Origin of the sequence: Rheinheimera marina (assembly GCF_042654345.1) — a bacterium.
Classification (GTDB): Bacteria; Pseudomonadota; Gammaproteobacteria; order Enterobacterales; family Alteromonadaceae; genus Pararheinheimera; species Pararheinheimera marina.
Genome location: NZ_JBHSGB010000010.1, coordinates 264,715 through 286,679, shown reverse-complemented (window position 1 = coordinate 286,679; position 21,965 = coordinate 264,715). Strand labels below are relative to the sequence as shown.

At 54.6% G+C, this 21,965-nt stretch carries 21 protein-coding genes; 10 read left to right on the top strand and 11 right to left on the bottom strand.

The window, feature by feature from the left end; genetic code table 11:
- Positions 1-5 precede the first annotated feature (5 nt).
- Positions 6-623 (top strand): DUF6596 domain-containing protein, encoded by a 618-nt coding sequence (locus tag ACFO3I_RS10995; protein WP_377334620.1) that lies wholly within the window; start codon positions 6-8, stop codon positions 621-623.
- A 56-nt stretch (positions 624-679) separates the two neighbouring features.
- Complete coding sequence (locus ACFO3I_RS10990) at positions 680-2,143, top strand: NAD-dependent succinate-semialdehyde dehydrogenase (protein ID WP_377334034.1); 1,464 nt, start codon at positions 680-682, stop codon at positions 2,141-2,143.
- Here ACFO3I_RS10990 and ACFO3I_RS10985 read toward each other — a convergent pair.
- From ACFO3I_RS10985 to ACFO3I_RS10975, 3 genes are all read right to left on the bottom strand, one after another.
- Complete coding sequence (locus tag ACFO3I_RS10985) at positions 2,140-2,583, bottom strand: anti-virulence regulator CigR family protein (RefSeq protein ID WP_377334033.1); 444 nt, start codon at positions 2,581-2,583, stop codon at positions 2,140-2,142. The genes ACFO3I_RS10990 and ACFO3I_RS10985 overlap by 4 nt on opposite strands.
- A gap of 43 nt (positions 2,584-2,626) precedes the next feature.
- Entirely contained in the window at positions 2,627-4,705 is a 2,079-nt protein-coding gene (locus tag ACFO3I_RS10980; RefSeq protein WP_377334032.1) for a site-specific recombinase, read from the bottom strand.
- A 186-nt stretch (positions 4,706-4,891) separates the two neighbouring features.
- Positions 4,892-7,114, bottom strand: a complete 2,223-nt coding sequence (locus ACFO3I_RS10975; protein ID WP_377334031.1) for a two-component system response regulator — start codon at positions 7,112-7,114, stop codon at positions 4,892-4,894.
- Between the two features lie 294 nt (positions 7,115-7,408).
- On the opposite strand from ACFO3I_RS10975, the gene ACFO3I_RS10970 reads away from it, so the two are divergent.
- Positions 7,409-8,320 carry a TIGR03899 family protein gene (locus tag ACFO3I_RS10970; protein WP_377334030.1) on the top strand — a complete coding sequence of 304 codons (912 nt, stop codon included), beginning with the start codon at positions 7,409-7,411 and terminating at the stop codon, positions 8,318-8,320.
- Positions 8,321-8,333: 13 nt separating this feature from the next.
- Here the strand turns inward: ACFO3I_RS10970 and ACFO3I_RS10965 are convergent, their stop codons facing one another.
- The 3 genes from ACFO3I_RS10965 to ACFO3I_RS10955 form a co-directional block, all read right to left on the bottom strand.
- Positions 8,334-10,469 (bottom strand): response regulator, encoded by a 2,136-nt coding sequence (locus ACFO3I_RS10965; RefSeq protein WP_377334029.1) that lies wholly within the window; start codon positions 10,467-10,469, stop codon positions 8,334-8,336.
- A 91-nt stretch (positions 10,470-10,560) separates the two neighbouring features.
- Positions 10,561-11,316 (bottom strand): TIGR04219 family outer membrane beta-barrel protein, encoded by a 756-nt coding sequence (locus ACFO3I_RS10960; protein ID WP_377334028.1) that lies wholly within the window; start codon positions 11,314-11,316, stop codon positions 10,561-10,563.
- A 40-nt stretch (positions 11,317-11,356) separates the two neighbouring features.
- Positions 11,357-11,797, bottom strand: a complete 441-nt coding sequence (locus tag ACFO3I_RS10955; protein WP_377334027.1) for a copper chaperone PCu(A)C — start codon at positions 11,795-11,797, stop codon at positions 11,357-11,359.
- An 83-nt stretch (positions 11,798-11,880) separates the two neighbouring features.
- Here ACFO3I_RS10955 and ACFO3I_RS10950 point away from each other — a divergent pair, with 83 nt between their 5' ends.
- The 4 genes from ACFO3I_RS10950 (at position 11,881) to purH (ending at position 15,299) form a co-directional block, all read left to right on the top strand.
- Positions 11,881-12,024 (top strand): hypothetical protein, encoded by a 144-nt coding sequence (locus tag ACFO3I_RS10950; RefSeq protein ID WP_377334026.1) that lies wholly within the window; start codon positions 11,881-11,883, stop codon positions 12,022-12,024.
- A 117-nt stretch (positions 12,025-12,141) separates the two neighbouring features.
- Positions 12,142-13,065 carry a tRNA dihydrouridine synthase DusB gene (dusB, locus tag ACFO3I_RS10945; RefSeq protein WP_465269138.1) on the top strand — a complete coding sequence of 308 codons (924 nt, stop codon included), beginning with the start codon at positions 12,142-12,144 and terminating at the stop codon, positions 13,063-13,065.
- Positions 13,066-13,083: 18 nt separating this feature from the next.
- A complete protein-coding gene (fis, locus tag ACFO3I_RS10940; RefSeq protein ID WP_008897208.1) occupies positions 13,084-13,374 on the top strand; it encodes a DNA-binding transcriptional regulator Fis in 291 nt (96 codons plus the stop codon).
- Positions 13,375-13,712: 338 nt separating this feature from the next.
- Positions 13,713-15,299 (top strand): bifunctional phosphoribosylaminoimidazolecarboxamide formyltransferase/IMP cyclohydrolase, encoded by a 1,587-nt coding sequence (gene purH, locus ACFO3I_RS10935; RefSeq protein WP_377334024.1) that lies wholly within the window; start codon positions 13,713-13,715, stop codon positions 15,297-15,299.
- Positions 15,300-15,361: 62 nt separating this feature from the next.
- Here the strand turns inward: purH and ACFO3I_RS10930 are convergent, their stop codons facing one another.
- Together ACFO3I_RS10930 and sixA are read right to left on the bottom strand one after the other, a co-directional pair.
- On the bottom strand, positions 15,362-16,315 hold the full coding sequence (locus ACFO3I_RS10930; RefSeq protein ID WP_377334023.1) for a Kelch repeat-containing protein: 954 nt from the start codon (positions 16,313-16,315) through the stop codon (positions 15,362-15,364).
- 74 nt (positions 16,316-16,389) lie between these two features.
- A complete protein-coding gene (sixA, locus tag ACFO3I_RS10925; protein WP_377334022.1) occupies positions 16,390-16,878 on the bottom strand; it encodes a phosphohistidine phosphatase SixA in 489 nt (162 codons plus the stop codon).
- A 175-nt stretch (positions 16,879-17,053) separates the two neighbouring features.
- Here sixA and ACFO3I_RS10920 point away from each other — a divergent pair, with 175 nt between their 5' ends.
- The 3 genes from ACFO3I_RS10920 to suhB all read left to right on the top strand — a co-directional run bounded on the left by ACFO3I_RS10920 (position 17,054) and on the right by suhB (position 19,673).
- Positions 17,054-18,286 carry an ATP-binding protein gene (locus tag ACFO3I_RS10920; RefSeq protein WP_377334021.1) on the top strand — a complete coding sequence of 411 codons (1,233 nt, stop codon included), beginning with the start codon at positions 17,054-17,056 and terminating at the stop codon, positions 18,284-18,286.
- Positions 18,283-18,789 carry a response regulator transcription factor gene (locus tag ACFO3I_RS10915; RefSeq protein WP_377334020.1) on the top strand — a complete coding sequence of 169 codons (507 nt, stop codon included), beginning with the start codon at positions 18,283-18,285 and terminating at the stop codon, positions 18,787-18,789. The genes ACFO3I_RS10920 and ACFO3I_RS10915 overlap by 4 nt, the downstream gene beginning before the upstream one ends.
- Before the next feature lie 80 nt (positions 18,790-18,869).
- The gene (gene suhB, locus ACFO3I_RS10910) at positions 18,870-19,673 is read left to right on the top strand and encodes an inositol-1-monophosphatase (RefSeq protein WP_377334019.1); all 804 of its coding nucleotides are present in this window, start codon (positions 18,870-18,872) and stop codon (positions 19,671-19,673) included.
- 56 nt (positions 19,674-19,729) lie between these two features.
- Here suhB and ACFO3I_RS10905 read toward each other — a convergent pair whose 3' ends face one another.
- The 3 genes from ACFO3I_RS10905 to ACFO3I_RS10895 form a co-directional block, all read right to left on the bottom strand.
- Positions 19,730-20,104, bottom strand: coding sequence for a rhodanese-like domain-containing protein (locus ACFO3I_RS10905; RefSeq protein WP_377334018.1), 375 nt, complete (start codon positions 20,102-20,104; stop codon positions 19,730-19,732).
- Positions 20,105-20,225: 121 nt separating this feature from the next.
- Positions 20,226-21,326: a sensor domain-containing diguanylate cyclase gene (locus tag ACFO3I_RS10900; RefSeq protein WP_377334017.1), complete on the bottom strand. Its 1,101-nt coding sequence runs from the start codon at positions 21,324-21,326 to the stop codon at positions 20,226-20,228.
- Positions 21,327-21,557: 231 nt separating this feature from the next.
- Complete coding sequence (locus tag ACFO3I_RS10895) at positions 21,558-21,944, bottom strand: DP-EP family protein (protein WP_377334016.1); 387 nt, start codon at positions 21,942-21,944, stop codon at positions 21,558-21,560.
- Positions 21,945-21,965 lie beyond the last annotated feature (21 nt).

Below are 21,965 nucleotides of genomic sequence, written 5' to 3'. Positions count from 1 at the left end.
AACAGCTGCTGTCGTCTGAACTGACAGTGCAGGCGATCCGGCTGGCCGAACAACTGCTGCAGCTGTTTGCCGACGCCGAAGTCAAAGGCCTGCTGGCATTGATGTGGCTGCAGCAAAGCCGCAGTCAGGCCCGGCTGGATGCCGCCGGTGATGTGGTGTTACTGGCCGAACAAAACCGCGCCTTGTGGGACCAACAGCTGATCCGCCAGGGCATTGAGCTGATCGAGCAGGCGCTGCAAGCCGGCCGGGTGGGCCCTTATGCGCTGCAGGCCGCCATCGCCGCCGTGCATGCTGAAAGCCCGTCCGCCGGGCAAACCGACTGGGCGCAGATAGTGGCACTCTACGATCTGCTGTATCGCCTGCAGCCCAGCGCCGTCGTTGCGCTGAACCGCGCTGTTGCCATCTGCCAGCAGCAAGGGGCTGAAGCCGCATTGGCGCTGTTGCTGCCACTACAACCGCAGCTGGCCAGTTATCACCTGTATTATGCCGCGCTGGCCGACTGTTATAAAAAGAGCCAACAACCAGAGCAGGCGCAACAGGCGCTGAGCCAGGCACTGGCGTTATGCCAGCAAGAACCTGAACGGCGCTTACTGCAACGCCAGTTGCAGCAGCTGCAGCGCTGACAAAGCCGCGCTGGCGCAGTACACTCTGGCCATCACCAGGCCACAGGTAAACCACCATGTCTTATACACTGCAGGACCAGGCGCTGCTCAAGCACAGCAGCTTTATTCAGGGTCAGTTCTCCCCCGCCTTCGCCGGGCACTTTGCCGTGCACAACCCGGCCGACGGCAGTCTGGTTGCTTTGGTTGCCCAGGTGGACAGCAGCCAGGTGCAACAGGCTATTCATGCCGCCGACCAGGCCTTTGCGCTTTGGCGTGAGACGCCCGCCGCACAACGCGCCGCATTGTTGCGGCGCTGGCAGGCGCTGATGCTGCAGCACCAGCAAGACCTGGCCATTCTGCTGACCCTGGAACAAGGCAAATCCCTGCAGGAAGCCACAGCGGAAATTGCCTATGGCGCGTCTTATGTCAGCTGGTTTGCCGATGAAGCGCTGCGGATGAATGGTGCAGTTCTGCCGGCACTGCAATCCAGCCAGCAAATTCTGGTGCTGAAAGAACCAGTCGGTGTGGTCAGCGCCATCACGCCGTGGAACTTCCCCAATGCGATGATTTTACGCAAAGCCGCTGCCGCATTGGCCGCCGGTTGCAGCTTTATCGTCAAACCTTCTGAGCTGACACCGTTGTCAGCGCTGGCGCTGGCTGAACTGGCACAGCGCGCTGGTCTGCCCTCCGGTGTGTTTCAGGTGCTGGTCGGCACTCAGGCCGCCATGATAGGTCAACACCTGACCAGCGACGAGCGCATCGCCAAATTCAGTTTCACCGGCTCCACCGCCGTCGGCAAACTGCTGTTGGCACAGTGTGCCAGTACAGTCAAAAAAGTCTCGATGGAACTGGGTGGCAACGCGCCTTTTATTGTGTTTGACGATGCGGATCTCGACGCAGCAGTCAAAGGCCTGATGGCAGCCAAATTCCGCAACTCAGGCCAGACTTGCGTCTGCGTCAACCGGGTTCTGGTGCATAGCGCCGTCTACGAAAGCTTTTTGGCCAAACTGGTGAAAGCCACCGCCGCTTTGGTGCTGGCGCCAGGGCTGGACCCGAACTGCCAGCTCGGCCCGCTGATCAACCAGGCAGCAGTCGACAAAGTGCACCGCTTGCTGGATGACGCACTGGAACAAGGCGCCGAACTGCTGCTCGGCGGTACTATTGATGCAGACCTTGGGCCTTTGTTCTTCCAGCCGACTATTCTGGCCGACGTTACGCCGGATATGGCCGTCAGCCAGCAAGAGATCTTTGGTCCTGTGCTGGCCTTGACGGTGTTTGATACCGAGCAGGAAGCCATCGAGCTTGCCAATAATAGCCCGACCGGTTTGGCCGGTTATTTCTACAGTCAGTCGGTCGCGCGGGTGTTCCGGGTGGCCAAAGCCTTGCAGCTGGGTATGGTTGGCGTCAATGAAGGCCTGATCTCAAACGCCGCCGCACCTTTTGGCGGCGTGAAAGAATCAGGTTTGGGCCGGGAAGGTTCAGTGTACGGGCTGGACGATTATTGTGAACTTAAATACCTCTGCCTTGGCGGGTTGTCTTAACGAAACACATCGTGCAACACATCGGCCACCACTTGAGTGGCGACGGATACCAGAATTAAATCGGTGCCTACCAGTCGCCATTCATAGCCCTGATGCACAGGCAAACGGGAAACAAATTCGGCCGGCACGGCTTTTTTCTGGATACCAGGCGGTAAAGGTTTGCCTTTGGTCAAATTCTTGCGAATGCCCGCTGGTAAATCCTGCTGGCCCACCAACTGAAACTCCACCGCCAGTTTACGGGCATCAGCCTGAGCCAGACCACCGCCGACCAGCGCCGGGCTGTACTCTTTGTGTTTAGCTTTCGCACTTTTTTCCCATTGCTGGGCCTGCTGTTTTTCCTGCGATTTGTCGTTGCCTTTGTCTTTGTCAGGCCCTGCCAGCGCTGGCGCGGTCAGCATAGGAACAATCAGTAATGCCCAGAGTTTATGTCTGTTATTCATAACCAGTCTCCTCTGTAAGAACTCTGGACCAGTATAAACCGGCTTACTGAACCTGACCTGACTCCGTTGTTTCTGGCTCTTTCATCTCAGCAGAAGCAACCTTATTGGTTTCAGCGGCCGCCTTGCCTGTCTCAGTCGCTGGCTTTATCGTTGCAGGTAGCGGTAAGAACAATTGCACTGGGTTTTGCCTGGCCTGTTCCAGCACTGACTTCAGCAGGGCAGGAATACGGCTGAGGCGGCTGCCTCGGGCCCGCAGCGCTACCGCCAGCGCCAGAGTGAAGCTGACCCATAAATTAACAAAACCAATCAGCAGCACCAGCAACAGATGCATCACAAAGCTCAGCACAGACAAATCACCACTGACGGTGCTGTAGCCCAGATTCGCCGACGCAAAGGCCACATGGCGGATGTCCAGCGGCAGGCCACTCAGGTAACCGATATAGCCGGTCATGCCCAATAAAATGCCAAAGAAAAAGTTACCGGCCAAGGCGCCATAGTGCTGATGCATATAAGCCGCAAAGCGTTTGCGTGCGCGTTCCGGCAGGATTTGTTTCAGGCCGGGGTGCTGGTACAAGCGCACCCGCAAATCCAGGTAATTGGCTCTGTTCTCAAAAAAGCCGGCGATCAGACCGGAGCAGAACAACCAAACCCCGGCAATAGCAGCAAAGAATAACGATCCGGCCAACGGCGAGACCGCATTGAGCTGATAGCGAACCTGTTCAGCATTCAGCAATGGCTGGCCTTGCCACCACCAGGCCAGCCCGGCAATAGCGCAGGCAGTCAGTACCGCAATGGTGACGTTGCCCCAGACCGCCGCCCACTGTGAACGGTTTACGTCTATCAGCAGACCGGCCAGCTTTTTATGCACAGCGCGGCCATTTTCACCACGCTCTACCTCCGAGGCAAAACTGGCCGCCGTCATGGCTGGCTGTTTGGTTGCCACAGTAAAACCCAGCATATGGATCAGCACAAAACCCAGCCCGTAGTTCAGGCTGACCAGCGCCGCATTGTGAAAGGGGCTGTAACCCTGGCTTTCAATGCAGATCTTCAGCAGTGCCATCAGTGCAATAATGACGCCGGCCCCGGCGGCAGATTTCACCAAATGAAAAAACTGAGACTTGGTGCGGGCAATGTAGTGCTCGCCATGGCCGCTTTTATTCACCGTAATACTTTTGGACAGCATCTGACTGCTGCTGCGCCACAGAGCAGACACCGAGTTCTTTTCAATACCTGCAGTCACCAGAGTACGCAGCACCACAAAGAGTTTTTGTTGCCATAACTCAGGGTCGGCTTCGCGCCATACCGCCACCAGCAGTTCAATCCGATCCAGCGTCTGCTCAAGGCGCTCCAATAAATGCGCGACAGACACCGAGCTGCCCACCCCGGCGCCACGGCGCCGCAAACGGTCAACCTGGTCGCGGCACTGGCGCAGCATCACGTCAAAATGCGCCAGGTCGTAACAGGGCAATTCCGTTTCAGCCAGCTGGCGTTTGCCTTGTTCGACAAAAAGCGTCATTTCACGGTGCAAAGCAATAAAAGGCGAATCGATGCTGATCAGGCGTTTATCCATCCGCATCAGCTCGGGTTCAATTTCTTCCGCCGCCACCCAGATCCCCAGCATCTCTAAGGCGTACAGGGTTTCTTCCCTGCAATGCAACTGCAGGTTTTGCATCACTTCTGCCGGGCAATAACTGGCCAAATCCAGTAACACCTGCACCAGTTCATCGGCACCACCACGCTCCAGCCACTCTTCATGGTCACTGGACTTAAACAGCTGCACCAACACATCTTTCAGGTCGGCAAAGTCCTTGGGAGCTGGGTTCATTTTTTCATAAATGCGGGAAGCCATTTCACGGAAAAAACCACGGCGGGAGAAGATACCCAGGCTGACCAGCGCTGGGTACAAATGGGTCTGGCAAATCCACTGGAATAACAGCGCGGCTAACTGCGCGGCATGTTTAGGATTGGACGCCATCGCCTCTTCAAATTTGGCGGCCCGACTTTTCTGTTCAAACCCAAAGTGCTGCTCACTGAGCCAATGCACCAACTGGCTTGCAACCAGCTGGCCATCGGTTTGCCCGGCCAGGCTGCGCAGCACACTGACTGCGCTTGATGTAGTCATACTGAATCCTCTTCACTGCAGCAGACACTGCTGGTCATTGGATGAAAGACAGGTCCGCTTTTGGACACCATGCCGGATAAGAGGGTAAAAAGTAAAGCAGAGTTCCGTGAAGGCACAATGAAGTCAGGCATGCGGCGAAAACGGCAGCAACGGCTGCCGGTTAAACCGGCAGCTCGGGCTGTCGCCTCAGGATTTAGTGGTTTTCAGGTACTGGAACAACTCTGTGGCTGGCATGGCCTGAGCGTACAGGAAGCCCTGCCCTTCCTCACAGCCCATAGCGGCTACCAGCTGCTGTTGCTCGGCGGTTTCTATACCTTCGGCAATAGTGGCCAGCCCCAGCTTTTGCCCCAGGTGTACAATGGTTTCGGCAATCAATGACCCTGTCACGCCCTGAAAATCTTTGATAAAGGTGCGGTCAATTTTAATACGGTCCAGCGGTAACTGCTGCAGGTAACTCAGCGACGAGAAACCAATACCAAAATCATCAATCGCCACTTTAATGCCAAAGGCTTTCAGTTGCTCCAAAGCGGCAATGACCGCTTTCGGGTCGTCCATCACCACAGATTCAGTGATTTCCAGCTCCAGCCGGGCCGGTTCCACCTGGTACTGTTCAATGCAGTCGATCACTGACTGCACAAAACGGTGGTGGCGGAATTGCGGCATCGACACATTGACCGCAATACGCACCCCGGTGTAACCGGCATGCGTCAGTTGCTGCAGCATCAGACAGGCTTGTTGCAACACCCAATCGCCAATTTCAATAATCAGGCCTGAATACTCGGCCAGCGGAATAAACGTGGCTGGTGAGACAAAACCGCCTTCGGTCTGAGGCCAACGCAACAGCGCTTCCAGGCCAATCACCTTGCCGGTTTTCAGGCAGACTTGTGGCTGATACCACAACTGCAGCTTGTTACGCTGAAAATCAGAACGCAGGCTACGCAGCATCACCAGACGTTCCATCATCATGGTTTCCATCTGGGCGTCGTAGTATTCAAAATTTTGTACCAGGTGTTTTTTCGCCCGGTTCAGCGCAATGTACACCTGCTTCAGAATACTGATGCCTTGTTTGGCACTGTCTTTCAAACGGCAGAAACCAAAAGTCGCATTCACCTGCAGCGCATGCTCAGAACACTGGAATGGCATATCAAAAATGCTGGTCAGGCTTTCTGGCGTCAATGCCGATTGCGGGCCAATCAAGCCAAATACGTCAGCGCCAATGCGGCCAATTTGAGCAATTTCACCAAACTGGGCGACCAGACGATGGGTCACCGCCACCAACAGCTCGTTGCCAATTTCCTGGCCCAGGCCGTCGTTGACGTCAGAGAAGTGGTCAATATCCACCAGCACCGCCACGGTTTGCTCCGGGTCCAGCCGTCGGGTGTCCTGCAGCAACACAGTAAACTCGTTACGGTTTGGCGTTTTAGTCAGCGGGTCAATAAAAGCGGCGTGCTTGAGCTGCTGAAACAAGGTGACGTTTTCATAACCAATGGAGATATTGCTTAAGAACACTTCAATCAGCTGACGGTCGAAATCCTCCACCGGCCTGTTAGTTTCCAGGTAAACCGCCGCCGCATGTTCAGAATTGCCCAGGTAGAGCACGGTATCGCGGTCGGTGAAAATATGCTGGCGCTGGTCCAGACACCGGGTAATTTGCTGAATAATACGGTCGTTATTCAGCCGCTCCAGCCGGCATTTAATGTAAGGCGCATAGTTGCCTGCAGCCCCCAACACGTAGATGTTGTCACTGGCGCTGCCATCGTCTTCAATCTGGGCGCACAACACCCCTTCGGCATGCAGGCCAATCAGTGACGAAATCTGCGTCACCACACCTTCAGAGAATTCGTGTAACGAATGCTGTTCCAGCAGGTTGGAGCCTGCATTGATAATTTTCTGCAAACCCAGCCGGTTTTGATTAATGGTGCGAATTTGCTGGTAAGAACGAATAGACGCGATGATGGTGGTGACCAGCTTATTGCGGGTCAGCTCGGTTTTGGTTTTGTAATCATTGATATCGTACTCTTTGATCACACTTTCTTCCGGCGCATAACCAGGTTGACCGGTGCGCAGCACAATCCGCACTTCATCCAGCTTCAGTTGCTCACGGATTTGTTGCACAACCTGCAGCCCGGCGTTGTCGGATTCCATCACCACGTCAAGCAGAATCACGGCTATGTTGGGATTGGTTTTCAGAAAGGCCAGTGCTTCCTTGCCGGAATACACATGGTGAAACACCAGTTTGCGGTTGAGCACCAGCAGATCGGACAATGCCAGCCTGGTAACGGTATGAATTTCTTCATCATCATCCACGATCAGCAGGTGCCATTCGCCGCTGTGTGGTGATTCTGGTGCTGCTTCCTGCTCTTCTTCTGCCAGAAACAGGAACTCTTCCTCTGTCGCTTTTGACACCATTTTCCGACCATCTACTACTCTGCCCAGGGGGAGAACCGGTCTGATTGAATAGCGCCTTGCTCCATGTGAGCAACCGCAGCTTTTCCCGCCCCGTCCAGCATCCATTGCAGTTTTTTTACCCAGTCAGCTTACACTATACCCTTAGCTAAAAAAAGCAATTCATTTTGTTAAAGTTCTCTTAAATCATGCAGTTAACATTTCAATATCATGACGGTCACTGTCCAGGTACAAAAGTGCGTTATGGTAGAGATGATGGATTAACAATCAACGCACAACGCAGTGGAGTAAAACCGGATGCAGCGCATTGGCTCAGGTCGGGGTTTTGAACGGTTACAACGGCTGGTTCGTCAGCAGTTGGGGCATGAGCTTGCCGCTGAATCAGACAAAACCAACACGACCGCCAAAGCTGAGGTTTCTGGCGCAGATTTCAGTCAACGCCACCAGCAACTCGCCAGCCGCTCAGGTGCCGAGCTGGAGCTGCAAACAGGCTACCAGCAATTAACTGTGCTGCAGCGGGCGCAGCGGCGCGAGCGCATGCAAAAAGAACGGCAACAGAACAATCTGGAGCAAGTGATGCGGCTGACCCAGGATTATTGCCCTGAACATGTCGCGTCATTGGAAGTCGACCCGGACTGGTTCCAGCAGTACTGCGACCTGGTGCTGAATATCTCCAACCCCGGCATGCAGCAACTTTGGGCGAAAATTCTGGCCGGTGAAATAGGCCGGCCCGGCAGCTTTTCACTGCGAACCTTATTTCTATTGCATCAAATGAGTTACAAAGAAGCGCTGGCACTGCAGCGGGCCGCCAGCCTGACCTGCAAAGTGCGGCAACAAGACAGTGGCCATATTTATTTTGGTTACCTGCGTAGCCCTTCGGTCTGGCAGTTTTTAACTGGCCGCAGCAAAGCGGTGCTGAACCTGAGCCAGTTTGGCCTCACCTACCCGCAAATCCTCAGTCTGATTGAAGTGAATTTATTGCACCCCAGTGAAATTGAAAGCGGTGCGTTGGACCCGGCCACCTCACTGGATCTGTGGTATCACCAGCAGCAACTGCAGTTAAAAGCCAAAGTGCCAGGCCTGGTGCTGCAGTACTATAAATTCACCCCTATGGGCACCGAATTGCTGCCACTGCTGAGCAGCCAGCCCAACAGCAACTACTTACAGGCACTGAAACAGCTGCTCGGCCCGGTGATCCAGTTCGACTAAGCGACGACCTGGTTCAGGCCATCTCAGCCAGCGCTTTACAGCGCTGCAGCAAGTCGGCAATTTTATGAATATCCAGAGGTTTAAGCACCACATCATCCATGCCTGCCGCCAGAAAGCTGTCCCGCTCTGCCGGTAATGCATGCGCAGTAAAGGCCAGGATCAGGCTGTGCTGATGATGCGGCAACTGACGGATCTGCTGAGCCACTACAGTGCCTTGCATATCCGGCAACTGAATATCCAGCAGGATCATCTGGTAATGGTTGGTTTTGGCCAGCTGAACCGCTTTCTGGCCTGTGGTGGCGGTATCCAGTTTTAATGACTGTCGGGCCAACAGCGCCTGCACAAAGGCCAGATTGGTTTCGTTGTCATCCACCAGCAGAATTCGCGGTTGGTGCTGCTGTTGTTGCGGTAACTGCCGCACAGGCCGGATTTGCAACGGCTGGCTCAGCACAGGGCAACTCAATTCAGAACGCCATCTGGCCTGGTAGTGAGGAGAGGCAAAAGCCACCACAGGGCAATCCAGCTGCAACAGCACCTGACGCAACTCTTCACCGTCACCGTCATCCGGCAGTTGGATCACCACCAGGTCTAATAAACGCAGTTTACGCTCCAGCAAGAGTTCGGCCGGGCGCTGCACCTGAAACACCTGCTCCGCCAATGCGTACAGCGCAGGTTTTAAAATAGCGCTGCGGGCTGGCTGCGCGTCCAGATAAGCCATGGTTTGTGTAACGTCAGACGGTTGCGGCCAGACTTTGTGCAGCGGAATTTCCAGCACCAGCGAGCAGCCCAGCTCTTCCAGGCAAGACAAACGCACCTTGTAACCCGCTTGCTTAATCAACTGCAGCACCAGTCGCTGCGCCGGTAATAAGGGCTGCTGCGGGTCGTCAGACTGTAAAAATTGCAAAGCAGTGCTGCGTCCGGCGAAATCCCATTGCAACAGCAGACTGTGGTCCTGGAAGTTCTGCACATACCAGTGCCAGGTCAGTGACTGGCCCTGCATACCAGTGCAGACCAGCTGCATAATGGCGCGGCAGGTCCAGGTCAGTACGGGTACATCCAGTTCAAAACCGGCCTGATGCAGCGCCGGGTCTTCCACCAGCACCAGCTCGGCGGACGCTTTTTGCAAATAAGGCCGCCATTGCAGCGTTTCGGCCTGAAACCAGTTGCCAGGAGACCAGAGCTCGGGCTGTGCCTGGCGCTGTAAAAAATGCAGCTGCATCTGGCCAAATTCCAGCTGGCTTTTCAGCTCCGCCTCTGCCACACCTTGCAGTAAACCCAGGCTGTGCTGCCACTGCCGCTGCCAGGCTAATTCCTGTTGCTGCAGCTGCTGGCTTTCGCTCAGTTGTGCTGCCAGCGCAGTGCAATGCGCCTGCAATTCGTCAAATTGTTCTTTGCTGGGCCCGGCCAAGGCCAATCGTTCAGCTACCTGGCCTTTTAAGCTGTGATGAGTCCAGTTCAGTTCAGTCAGCGCATTTTGTAATTCGGCCCACAGCGCGTCGCCAGCCACCGCAGGGGCTGGCCGTTGCAGCAACAAGTGCAGCTCACGGTTCAGGTCCATCATCATACGCTGCTGGTTTGTTTTGTATTTGCGCGCCATCAGCGCCAGCATTGCAGCGGTCAGCAATAGCGCAACCAGCCAGTACGCACTTTGGTGGTACCAGCTGGCATGCAGCTGCAACGGCGCGATTTGCAGCGCCACATAACCCAGCACTTCGCCTTCGGCTTTGGCGGCGCCGGGTTCAAAAAACACCATGCTGGCCGGACTGACCAGCACCGCAGACCAAAGCAAGTCGGAGCCATCCGGCAACGACTGCCGTCCGGTCATGTTTTTCGACAACGACCAGGTCACGTTCGAGGTATAGCCCTGACTGGCGGCAAATAACTGGCCACCGGCGTCAAACACCAGAATGGATTTCAGCGGTAAGGTACTGGCAAAACTGGAGGACAGCAGGTTGGCTTTAATCTGTTCGGCCGCGCCTTTGACCAATAACGGCTCCACCATTAACGACAGGCTGGTCAGTAATTGCTGCTCGGCTTCACTGCGACTGCGCTCCTGCTGTTGCCATTGGCTGTGCCAGCTCAAAGTCCCTGCCAGACCAATCAACGCCATGGCAAACAAAGTAGTCAGCAGTAAAGCACGGAGTTTCATCAATAAGTTCTGCAAGGAAAAATACAGCAGCCACTATAGGACGGACCTGAATGCAGAACAACAGGAATTCTGCATCAGGTGAGTCGGGTCGTTAAAAATGCAGCTGAATACCAGCAAAAAACCCTTCGAAGCTCAGATCGGCATCCACATCGTCGACGTCATCCAGTTGCATTTTGCTGATTTTGTAACCAGTCTGCAGCTGCAGGTCGAACGCCAACACGTCAATCAGCTCATAGGACAAACCGTATTTGAGATCCGACACGGAGCTACCGTCATAACTGGCGTAGTTCGCTTCGGCAAACAGCGTTACGCCGGTACCTAACAAACCAAAGCTGCCGTAGCCGTACAACATGGGGACGATCGTCGAAATATCCTGACGGCCACTCTGGCCATTTTGCAGGCTGGTCACACTCAGCTCACCATCGATGTACTTAGCCGTTACACCTAAATCGAAGGCAAACAGCTCGTTATCCAGCAACTCGTAATAAAAGGTGGCGTCGAAATTGCTCAGGTCCGCGTCCTGCATCACTCTGCTGGCTACAGCAAACTGCTGACCATCAAACATAAAAGTGCGGTTCAGTTCTGTACCGCCGCCAGATTTCAGATTGTTGTACTGCAGACGGATATTCGGCATCAGCGGCAGCGGGTGCTCTATTTTCAGCCCATAGCTGCTCAGCGTTTTATTGAAAAACAGAAAATCCTGCTGCTGACCTGGCTGGCCAAAACCGCCGTCTACCGACGCATCCATCACTTCTGCGTTCAGGTACAGGCCACCTACTGTGTCGGCCCAAACCAGTGGGGACATCAGCGCAGCGCCACAAAGCCATGCCTTCATCGAAAATTTCATCGTAGAATCCTTATTCTTTTAGTGAATACGTCAAAGGTCGTTATTGTGTCACTGCAACCACATCGGCTTGCTGCTGCGCCGAGCTACCGTCACTGAACTGAAAACTCAGCGACACCTTGTCACCTGCCTTCAGCGCACTTTTGGCATCAAACATCATCAGGTGTAAACCGCCTGGCTGAAAAGTCACGCGCTGGCCAGCCGCCACTTCCACCTGCTGCAGTTGCTGCATTTTCATCATACCGTCCTGGTGCACATGTTCGTGCAGCTCAATCTCAGCAAAAGCCGGACTGGTCACTCCGGTCAGCACAACGGCTTCTTTGCCGGTGTTTTCCAGTGTCAGATAACCCGCCGTCATCATGCGGCCAGGTAACAGCTCACGCACTTTGACGTCAGTCAGCTGAACTGTGGCTGACAACGCCGACGCAGAAAATACCAAAGCAGAAAAAAAGCTCAGCGCCGCAGTCAGGCTTCGTTTATTCATTACAGACTCCATCATCAAGGGCTGTGGTCATTCTAACGGAAGCCGCCGCCGCGTCGTCAACGCCTTTTTCCTGCCGAGCAGTGATGCAAAAAGCAACACCAGTACAATTATCTATAAAAGCATTTGCTGATTTTGCTGAGGTTTCGCTTTTTGAAAGTCGAAATTTCAGCCCTTTAGCGATTGTCAACCCAGCAAACCACTATAAAACAGAAATTTTGTTTAAATAATAACCTTTGCATTGTTGGCAAAAATCCGTAAACTTGGCGCCCCTTCAGGGTCGAGCCTTGGTTTTAGCGGTGCGCATAGGTCCATACCAACTTGAAAACAATGTCATTTGTGCTCCGATGGCCGGAGTCACAGATTACACTTTTCGTGAGCTTTGCCGACGTTTTGGCGCAGCTTTAGCTGTGTCAGAAATGATGTCGAGCAATCCTTTGGTCTGGCAAAGCGAAAAGTCGCTAAATCGAATGACACATCAGGATGAAAGTGGCATTCGCTCGATTCAGATAGCAGGAGCGGACCCGGAACAGATGGCCGAAGCGGCGGTGTTTAATGTTGAACACGGCGCCCAGATCATCGACATCAATATGGGATGTCCGGCAAAAAAGGTGAATAAAAAACTGGCGGGCTCTGCCCTGCTGCAATACCCGGAGCTGGTCGAGCAAATCGTCCGAGCTGTGGTCAATGCAGTGAAAGTACCAGTCACCTTAAAGATCCGCACCGGCTGGGATCCGGAGCACCGCAACGGGGTGCACATAGCCCGGATAGCACAAGACAATGGCATACAGGCGCTGGCTGTGCATGGTCGCACCAAAGCCTGTATGTATAAAGGGGAGGCGGAGTACGACACGATCCGCACTATCAAACAAAATGTGTCCATTCCGGTGATCGCCAATGGCGACATCACCACAGCGGAAAAAGCCAGGTTTGTGCTGGATTACACTGGGGCCGACGCCATCATGATTGGTCGTGCGGCTCAGGGGCGTCCCTGGATTTTCCGTGAAGTGGTGCACTATCTGGCCACAGGCCAGACGCTGGCGGCTCCGGCCATCAGCGAAGTGCGGGATATCATGCTGGAGCATGTCCGCGGTTTACACCAGTTGTATGGAGAGGTGTTAGGCCCGCGTATAGCCCGCAAACATGTGGGTTGGTACCTGGCAGAACATGACAGCGAAGGCGTGTTCCGCAGTGAGTTTAATGGCATCGAGCAGGGCAATGTCCAGCTGGATGCACTTAATGTGTATTTCGAACAACTAGCAGCAACCTAACGTAAAAGAGAATAGGCAATGTTTAATCAAAACGTGACTTCGCCATTTATCACCAATGCCCATGTACAGACTCAGGAAAAACCGCAGCCTCTGAGCAACGCGGTTCAGAAGGCAGTGGCGAACTACTTACAGCAATTAAATGGTCAGGACGTCAACGACCTGTACGAGCTGGTGTTATCTGAATTAGAAAAGCCATTGTTAGAAGAAGTGATGAAGTACACCCGCGGCAACCAGACCCGCGCCGCCAACCTGATGGGCATCAACCGCGGTACGCTGCGTAAGAAGCTGAAACAGTACGGCATGAGTTAATGCCCCTGCGGGAGAAGTCCCGCACTGAAAGCACCTTCGGGTGCTTTTTTGTTTTTTCCCGTCGTACTTGACACTGCAGCGTTGTTGGCTGCGGATTCTCGCCCCAGTCACATAGTGGACTATGCTCCTGGGGACTCGAATCCTTGCCGCCTTGCTGCAACGCCAGTTACTTAGGGAAAAGCCTGCAGTAGCAGATTAAATAAGGGATGTCACCAGCGATCCCAGCGACACAGCAAAGCCTTTTTCTCTATGCTTATGTCCAGGCTGTTTTGTTGTCCCAAAGCTGTGAAACACAGTAGCGCTGGTCCGAATTAACCATTACAGCGGAGAATGATCCAATGAACGCAGCTCGTCCAATCCGTCGCGCTTTATTAAGTGTGTCTGACAAAACCGGTATTGTTGAGTTTGCCAAAGCGCTGCACCAGCGCGGCGTGGAATTACTGTCCACCGGCGGCACCGCCAAACTGCTGGCCGAACAAGGCATTCCAGTGATTGAAGTATCTGACTACACAGGCCACCCGGAAATTATGGATGGCCGGGTGAAAACCCTGCACCCGAAAGTGCATGGCGGCATCTTAGGCCGTCGTGGTACTGACGAAGCTGTGATGAACCAACACCAAATCGCGCCTATCGATTTAGTGGTGGTGAACCTGTATCCCTTTGCTCAAACCGTAGCGAAACCAGGCTGCAGCCTGGAAGACGCGGTCGAAAATATCGATATCGGCGGCCCGACTATGGTGCGCGCTGCCGCGAAAAACCATAAAGACGTCACTATTGTGGTGAATGCCTCTGACTACGCCAAAGTACTGGCCGAGCTGGAAGCCAATAACGGTGCCACCACGCACGCCCTGCGCTTCAGCCTGGCCATCAGCGCCTTTGAACACACAGCCCAGTACGACGGCATGATTGCCAACTACTTTGGTACTATGCTGCCAGCTTACGATGTAGCCGACGCACAGCCAACTCAGTTCCCACGCACCTTTAACGCGCAGTTTGTGAAGAAACAAGACCTGCGTTACGGCGAAAACAGCCACCAGGCCGCAGCCTTTTATGTGGAAAACCAGATCCAGGAAGCCTCTGTGGCCAGTGCCACTCAGCTGCAAGGCAAAGAGCTGTCGTACAACAACATTGCCGACACCGACGCCGCGCTGGAATGCGTCAAAGAATTCGCTGAACCTGCCTGCGTGATCGTCAAACACGCCAACCCTTGTGGTGTGGCCATTGGCGACAGCATTCTGGCAGCTTATGAGCGCGCTTACAAAACCGACCCAACCTCAGCCTTCGGTGGCATTATTGCCTTTAACCGTGAGCTGGACGCGACCACGGCCGAAGCCATTGTCAGCCGTCAGTTTGTTGAGGTGATTATTGCGCCAACAGCCACTGCCGAAGCCGCTGCTGTGGTTGCGAAAAAGCCAAACGTGCGCCTGTTGGTTTGTGGCGAGTGGAATAGCAAAACCACGGGTTTTGATATCAAACGCGTGAACGGTGGTGTACTGGTGCAAGACCGTGACCAGAAGATGGTCAGCGCCAGCGACTTAACAGTCGTAACCAAACGCCAGCCAACCGCAGACGAGCTGCGTGATTTAATGTTCTGCTGGAAAGTGGCCAAATACGTTAAATCCAACGCCATTGTCTATGTCAAAGACAGCATGACCATTGGCGTCGGTGCCGGCCAGATGAGCCGCGTTTACAGCGCGAAAATTGCCGGTATCAAAGCCGCGGACGAAAATCTGGAAGTGAAAGGTTCAGTGATGGCGTCTGACGCCTTCTTCCCGTTCCGCGACGGTATCGACGCCGCAGCTGCCGCTGGTATCACAGCCGTGATCCAGCCAGGTGGTTCCATGCGCGACGCGGAAGTGATTGCCGCAGCCGACGAACACGGCATGGCGATGGTATTTACCGGCGTGCGCCACTTCCGTCACTAATCCTGACGTAAAAACGAAGGGCAGAGTTAAACTCTGCCCTTTTTTATTGGCGCTCAGACCTCTCACAGCCTGGCGGCGGCCTCTAACTCAGCACAATCAAAGCGTTGTACTGCCCCCACATAAGGCCCTTTACTGCCGGTATTGCCACCTATCAGGTACAGGCTGTTCTTCACCTGCACTGCGGCGGCATGACGCGCCGGTATCATCGAAACTGGCAGTTGGTGCCAGCCGGCAGTGCCCGGCTGCCAGAACAGGATCCTGTCCATCTGCTGATAATCACCAAAACTCACCAGCGCATTGTCACAACTGGCCACCGCATTGGCACTGGTGGCCTGCGGCAATTCAGGCTCGGCATGCCAGCTTTGGCTGGATGTATCCAGCCGCTCGACCGTCTTTAAGCCCGTCTTGCCATTAAAACCGCCGACCAGATACAGCTGACCATTCAGTGCAGCCAGTTCTACATCCTTGCCAACCGACATGGCGGGGCCACGTCGCCAGCTGCCGTGCTGTAAATTGTACACGGCCACCAAATCGCGCTGCGTTATCCCTTCTGCGCTGGCCACTGCACCACCAAAGACCCAAATCTCGCCGTGGCTAAGGGCAGCGGCATTCATCCGGGTTGGTTCTGGTAAATTCGGCGCAAAGCTTACGTCGCCGGTGCGGATATTCAGTACTTCAACCCGCCGCTCTAAGTGCAGGCCGTCTTTGCGCTGCACCTCGCCACCCAGAATATAAATGGATTCTTTACCATCCCAGACCGCAGAAAAATAGCGCCGAGGCAACAATGTGCTGCTGAGCTGGCGCACCTGGCCGTTCTGGGTGTCTATTACTTCCACATCGCCAAGAAAACCACTGTCGTTGCTGCCCCCCAGCACATAAATCTGGTCGCCAATGGGCACAGCGGCGTGACCCATGCGGGCCCTGTGTAACTGACTAAAGTGTGGGTTGGATTGCGGCGTACTGCTACAGCCCGCCAGCAGAAACAATACAAGACAAAACGCATACAGCTTTTGCATCTAGATATCCTTATCAGAGGTAAAATGTTAACAGCGCGTAACTTAACACAAGACTCGGTCACAGCAACAACCAATCAGCCCATTAAGCGTGCCGGAATGCTCCAGGCCAGGCGCACTGGCAAACCGGGTTCAGTCTCAAACTCCAGGCAACTGAGTGAGGCTTTTTTCAGCTCAACAAAAGCTGCCGACAAGCCCAGCAGTTGCTGAATTAACATGGCAAGTTCAGGTTCATGCCCGACCACCAGCAGCGCCTGGCCATCAGCAAGCTGTGCTTTCAGCTGCTCGGCCATTTGTGTGGCACTGGTACCCGGAGCCAGCCAGTCCTGTTCGGCCACGGCTTCGGCCAGCTCTAAATCTTTGCGCAGCAAAGCTGCCGTCTGCACAGCCCGGGCAAAAGGGCTGCAAAGAATTTTGTCCGGGATCAGCTGGTGTTTGTGCATAAAAGCCGCCACCCGCCGGGCCTGCAAGCGGCCTTTTTCATTCAGGCAACGGTCAATGTCTTCCACCAGGCCGGAACGTACATCGGCAGTCGCATGCCGCATCAGGTACAACACAGATTTCATTGTGCTTTCGCCTCCAGTTTTGCTGCGCGGCACTCTAACCAAGCTAAATGACAGCCGTATGACCAGCAAGGTTTCGGTTGCCTCTGCGACTTTTTGCCGCATTCCCCCGGCGCGTTGGATCCGCTAGACTGCTGTCAGTTGTGACCCACTGTGTTTTCGGAGCCCGGCTTTCGGCATGCCAACCTCAGATCACCCGCTACGACCTTTGATCCGCTTTCGCTGGGGCCTGCTGGCACTGGAAGCGGCCGCCTTGCTGTTTGCCTGGCTGATCCAGCAACCCATCTGGTCCTGGCCTTTGATGCTGAGCCTGGCGGCGCTGCATTTGCTGTCAAACCCGCTGCTGGACCGGCTTAGCCGCCACGCCAGTTATCCGCTGCGGCTGGCGGCTCTGGCACTGCTGCTGGATATTGCAGTGATGACCTTACAGCTGGCACAAAGCGGCGGTGCCAGCAATGGCTTAACCGCAGTATTGCTGTTGCCCGTTGCGGTCAGCGCCATCTTGCTGCCGCCGCTGTCCAGCCAGCTGTTTGCAGCGCTGGCCATTTGCTGTTACAGCCTGCTGACCCAATGGCAACTCAGCAACGACCCTCACGCCGCCCATCATCAGGCCGACGCCATGGCCCAGCATTTACAGCAAATGTGGTGGGGTTTTACCTTTTCGGCGCTGATTGTCAGCTGGTTTATCAGCTCGCAAACCCAGCAAATTCGCCGTCAGAACAGCCAGTTGGCGCAGTTACAACACCAGCAGGCGCAACATGAACAGGTGCTGGTGGTGGCCACTTATGCCGCCAACGCCGCCCATGATCTGGCTACCCCGCTGCAAAACCTCACCTTGCTGGCCGACGAGCTGCAGGACCACCCTCTGCCCACTGAGTTGAAGCAAGATATGCTGGCCCAGCTGGATAAATGCAGCGCACTGGTGCACCAGCTACGCCACAGCGCCCAGCAGCTGCGGGACGAACAATCGCAGGATCTCAGCCTGTTATTGTCACACAGCCTGCAGCTGTGGCTGGTCAGCCGACCGGAAATCAGCAGCAGCCTGAACTGCCAGACCGATGGCAGCCAGCTGCCGGTCAGTGAGGCATTAAGCATTACCGCAGCACTGTTTAATGTGCTGGATAACGCCGCTGCCGCCAGTGCAGCACAAGGCAGTAACCAGCTGGAGTTTGCGCTGCAAAGCCAAAACGGCACAGTACTGTTGCGCATCCGCGACTTTGGCCCCGGCTTGACTGAACAACAGCTGCAGCAGCTGGGCCAGGTGGTGCAGCCCAGCGAACAAGGCCTGGGGCTGGGCCAGTTTCTGGCCACAGTGTCATTGCAGCGCCTGGGCGCACAGGTAAAGCGCTACAACCTGCCGGACGGCGGCAGCTGCACAGAGATCCACTTTGCCGGAGCCAGGCTGGGATGAAACTGGTATTAGTGGACGATGATGAAACCTTACTGCGCACCTTAAGCCGCCGGCTGGAACAGCAGGGCCACCAGGTGCTCTGCTTTAGCCAGCCGCAACAAGCGCAGCGCCTGGCCGATTGCCAGGCCGACTGTTACCTGCTCGACTTACGTTTTGGCCCGCAGTCCGGGCTGGATTTTATTGCCCCCCTGCGCCAGGCCTTACCGCACTGCCGCATAGTACTGCTGACCGGTTTTGCCAGCATTGCTACCGCAGTGCAGGCGGTAAAAGCCGGTGCCGACGATTACCTGACCAAACCGCTGGACTTTTCACTGCTGCTGGCCGCGCTGCAAGGCGCACCGCAGCCAGACGACAGCACCGCATTGTTGTCGCCCGAACAACTGGAGTGGGAGCATATTCAGCGGGTGCTGGAGCAGCAACAAGGCAATGTGTCGCAAACCGCGAAATTACTGAACATGCACCGCCGCACCCTGCAGCGAAAACTGCAAAAACACCGCCCCTGAATTTGCTTTACTTTTTGTGCTGAGCCGCTACAATACGCGCCGCTCTTTTGACTGTTCTTTATACAATAAGGTAATCGCTTATGCATCCGATGTTAAACATCGCCATTCGTGCTGCGCGCAGCGCGGGTAATATTATCGCCAAAGCTTATGGCGAACTGGACCGGGTACAGACCAGCCAAAAAGGCACCAACGATTTTGTCACCAACGTTGACCAGGAAGCAGAGCACGCCATTGTGGCCGTACTGCGCAAGTCGTTCCCAGACCACGATATTATCGGCGAAGAGTTTGGCGAACACAGCAACAACAACAGCGATTACCAATGGATCATCGACCCGCTCGATGGTACCGCCAACTTTATCAAAGGTATTCCTCATTTTGCCGTTTCTATTGCTCTGCGTGTCAATGGCCGCACCGAGCAAGCTGTGGTATTTGACCCACTGCGCGGCGAAGTCTTTACCGCCAGCCGTGGTGCCGGTGCCCAGTTAAACGGCCGCCGTATTCGTACCACCAACCTGCCAGACCTGAACGGCGCCCTGTTAGGCACAGGTTTCCCGTTTAAACAAAAGCACCATATGGATGCCTACCTGGCCACCTTTAAAGCCTTTATGACAGACGCTGCCGACGTGCGCCGCGCTGGTTCTGCCGCGCTGGATTTGGCTTATGTGGCTGCTGGCCGTATGGATGGTTTCTGGGAAATTGGCTTAAAGCCATGGGACATTGCAGCAGGCGATTTACTGGTGCGTGAAGCTGGTGGCCTGGTGAGCGACTTTGCCGGTGGCAACAACTACCTGCGAAGCGGCAATACAGTAGCAGCCAGCCCGAAACTGCTGGGCAATATGCTGAAAACCATGCGTCCGCATTTAAGCGATTCTCTGCTGAAGTAATTCGGCGTCAGTTCGGGAGGGTTAAAACCCTCCCCTACACGCCCGCTCTACAGTCGTTACGCCCCAGGCTGATGCAAAGGTAAACCGGCGGCAACCCAGGCGCTGTAACCTCCGGCCAGACTGAGCACGTCTTTGTAACCCATTTTTTGCAATACATCGGCCGCTAAGGCCGAGCGGAAACCACCGCCGCAATACAGCACCAGGGTTTGCTGCATATCAGGCACTGCCTTTTCAATATCGCGTTCAATAATGCCTTTGCCTAAATGCAAAGCGCCGGGTAAGTGCCCGGCTTGCCATTCATGGTCTTCGCGTACATCCACCAGCACATAAGGCCGGTTAAATTGTTGCAGCTCCGTAATGCTAAGCTCAGTCACCCGGTTTTTGGCGTCATTCACCAGCGCCAGAAACCCGGCAGAATGTTGTTTACTCATCAGAAGGCCTTGTGTATTACCCCAAAGCCTTCGATTGTAACGGCCCGCCTTTATTTGGCAACAGGCGCTATTTAGCAACAGCTGCAGCACGACTTGGCAGCGCTGGCTGTTGCCAGGCTTGCTAGCAGCTTTGGCCGATCCGGTCGCGGCCTTCGCTTTTGGCGCGGTACAGCGCGGTGTCGGCCGCTGCCAGCAAGGCCTGGGCGTTGGGGTACAAACCGCGGCTTTCAGTGGCAATCCCCTGGCTGACCGACACAGTGACATCGGCGGTCAGGCCCTGCTCGCAGAAATCCAGTTGCTGCACCTGACGCTGCACATTCAGCGCCACCTGCTGCGCCATTTCGGCATTGTGGTGCGGCAGCAGCATGGCAAATTCTTCACCGCCATAACGGGCCACTAACCCCACCCCGGCCGGTAAGGCCAACGACAAGGCCGCCGCCACCCGGCGCAGGCATTCGTCGCCCTGCATATGGCCATGTTGGTCGTTAAATTGTTTAAAAAAGTCGACATCAATCACCAGCACACTGAGCGGGCTTTGTTTGCGCTGGCATTCCTGCCACAGTTGCTGCAATTGCTGGTCAAAGAAACGGCGGTTTGGCAGTGCGGTTAACGCGTCGGTAGACGCCAGCATATGCAGCTTCATACATTCTTCTTTGTAAAAGCTTAAATCGCGCATCAGCACCAGCCAGGTTGGCTCGGCAAGCGGCAACCGCGACACACTCAGCTCTACATCTTTCAGCTCGCCATTGACTTTAATCAGGCTAACTTCGGCCAGGCCATGCTGTGGCGACGACAAGTCTTTTAACGCCGAATCGACCAGGCTTAAATAGCGCGGCTGGTGACGCTTAATCATAAAGTCTGGCCAGCAGTGGCCCATTAACGCGTCTGGCGTCGTGCCCAGGTAACGGGCGGCAAAGCGGTTAATACCTAAAATTTTGCCTTTGGCATTCACCAGCACTGCCGCGTCCACCATGGCATGCACCCACAGCAATGCAGTGTTTAGCTGCTGTTGGGCTGGGCTGACCGGCTGTTGCGGTGCCGGGCCAGGTTGCGCTGCAACAGCTGCTGTGCTGGCGGTGGTTTTGCCGGCTGTTTTGCTTTTAGGCTCTGTTGGTAAATCGGCCAGGCTGCCTTGCTGCGGATGAAAAGCCAGCACATTGGCGCCGGCATCGGCGGTGGTTTTTTCCGGAAAGGGTGGAAAAGTTTCTGTGGATGTTTTCATCTGCTGTGCTCCCTGGGCCCTGTTGGCCTTGTGTTGATAAGCACACTATAAAAAATATCCCCCCTTTCTACCTTCTGGTTACCTTCTAATTTAAAATATTGATTTTAAATGATAAAAAATGTGACCTCCACACTCCCGACGACACTTTCACCTGACAGCTGTATCTCTTCAGCTAAATATCACTCATGCGAACCAATAAAAAAAGCCCCGGCTGGGGCTTTCAAAAACTACTTATGACAGCGGAGGTTGCTCATCTTTATTGATAACCTGCGGATCTGGGCTTAATAACAACAGGCTATTGGTTGGGTTGGTAAAAATCAGCTGGAATTTGGTTATGCCTTTCACCTGATCTTCATCCATTAATATCAGTTCCTGACCATCAGGAGAAACCTGTACTGCATCAATAATATTGTCATAAGGAGTTAAAAACCCCGCGCCTTTAAAAGCATAACCAGGTGAATTGACTAAACGATAAGTAATGGTTTCACCACAAGTCACAATAATACTGCCTGAGGCGACCGCACCATCCTGCATATAAGTGATCTGCGGTTCCTGGTTGTCGTTCAGGCTAATAAGAACCTCAATAACTGGGCCTTGAATTAAGTTGATTGGATTCATTATGTTCTCCTTGGGTTATAA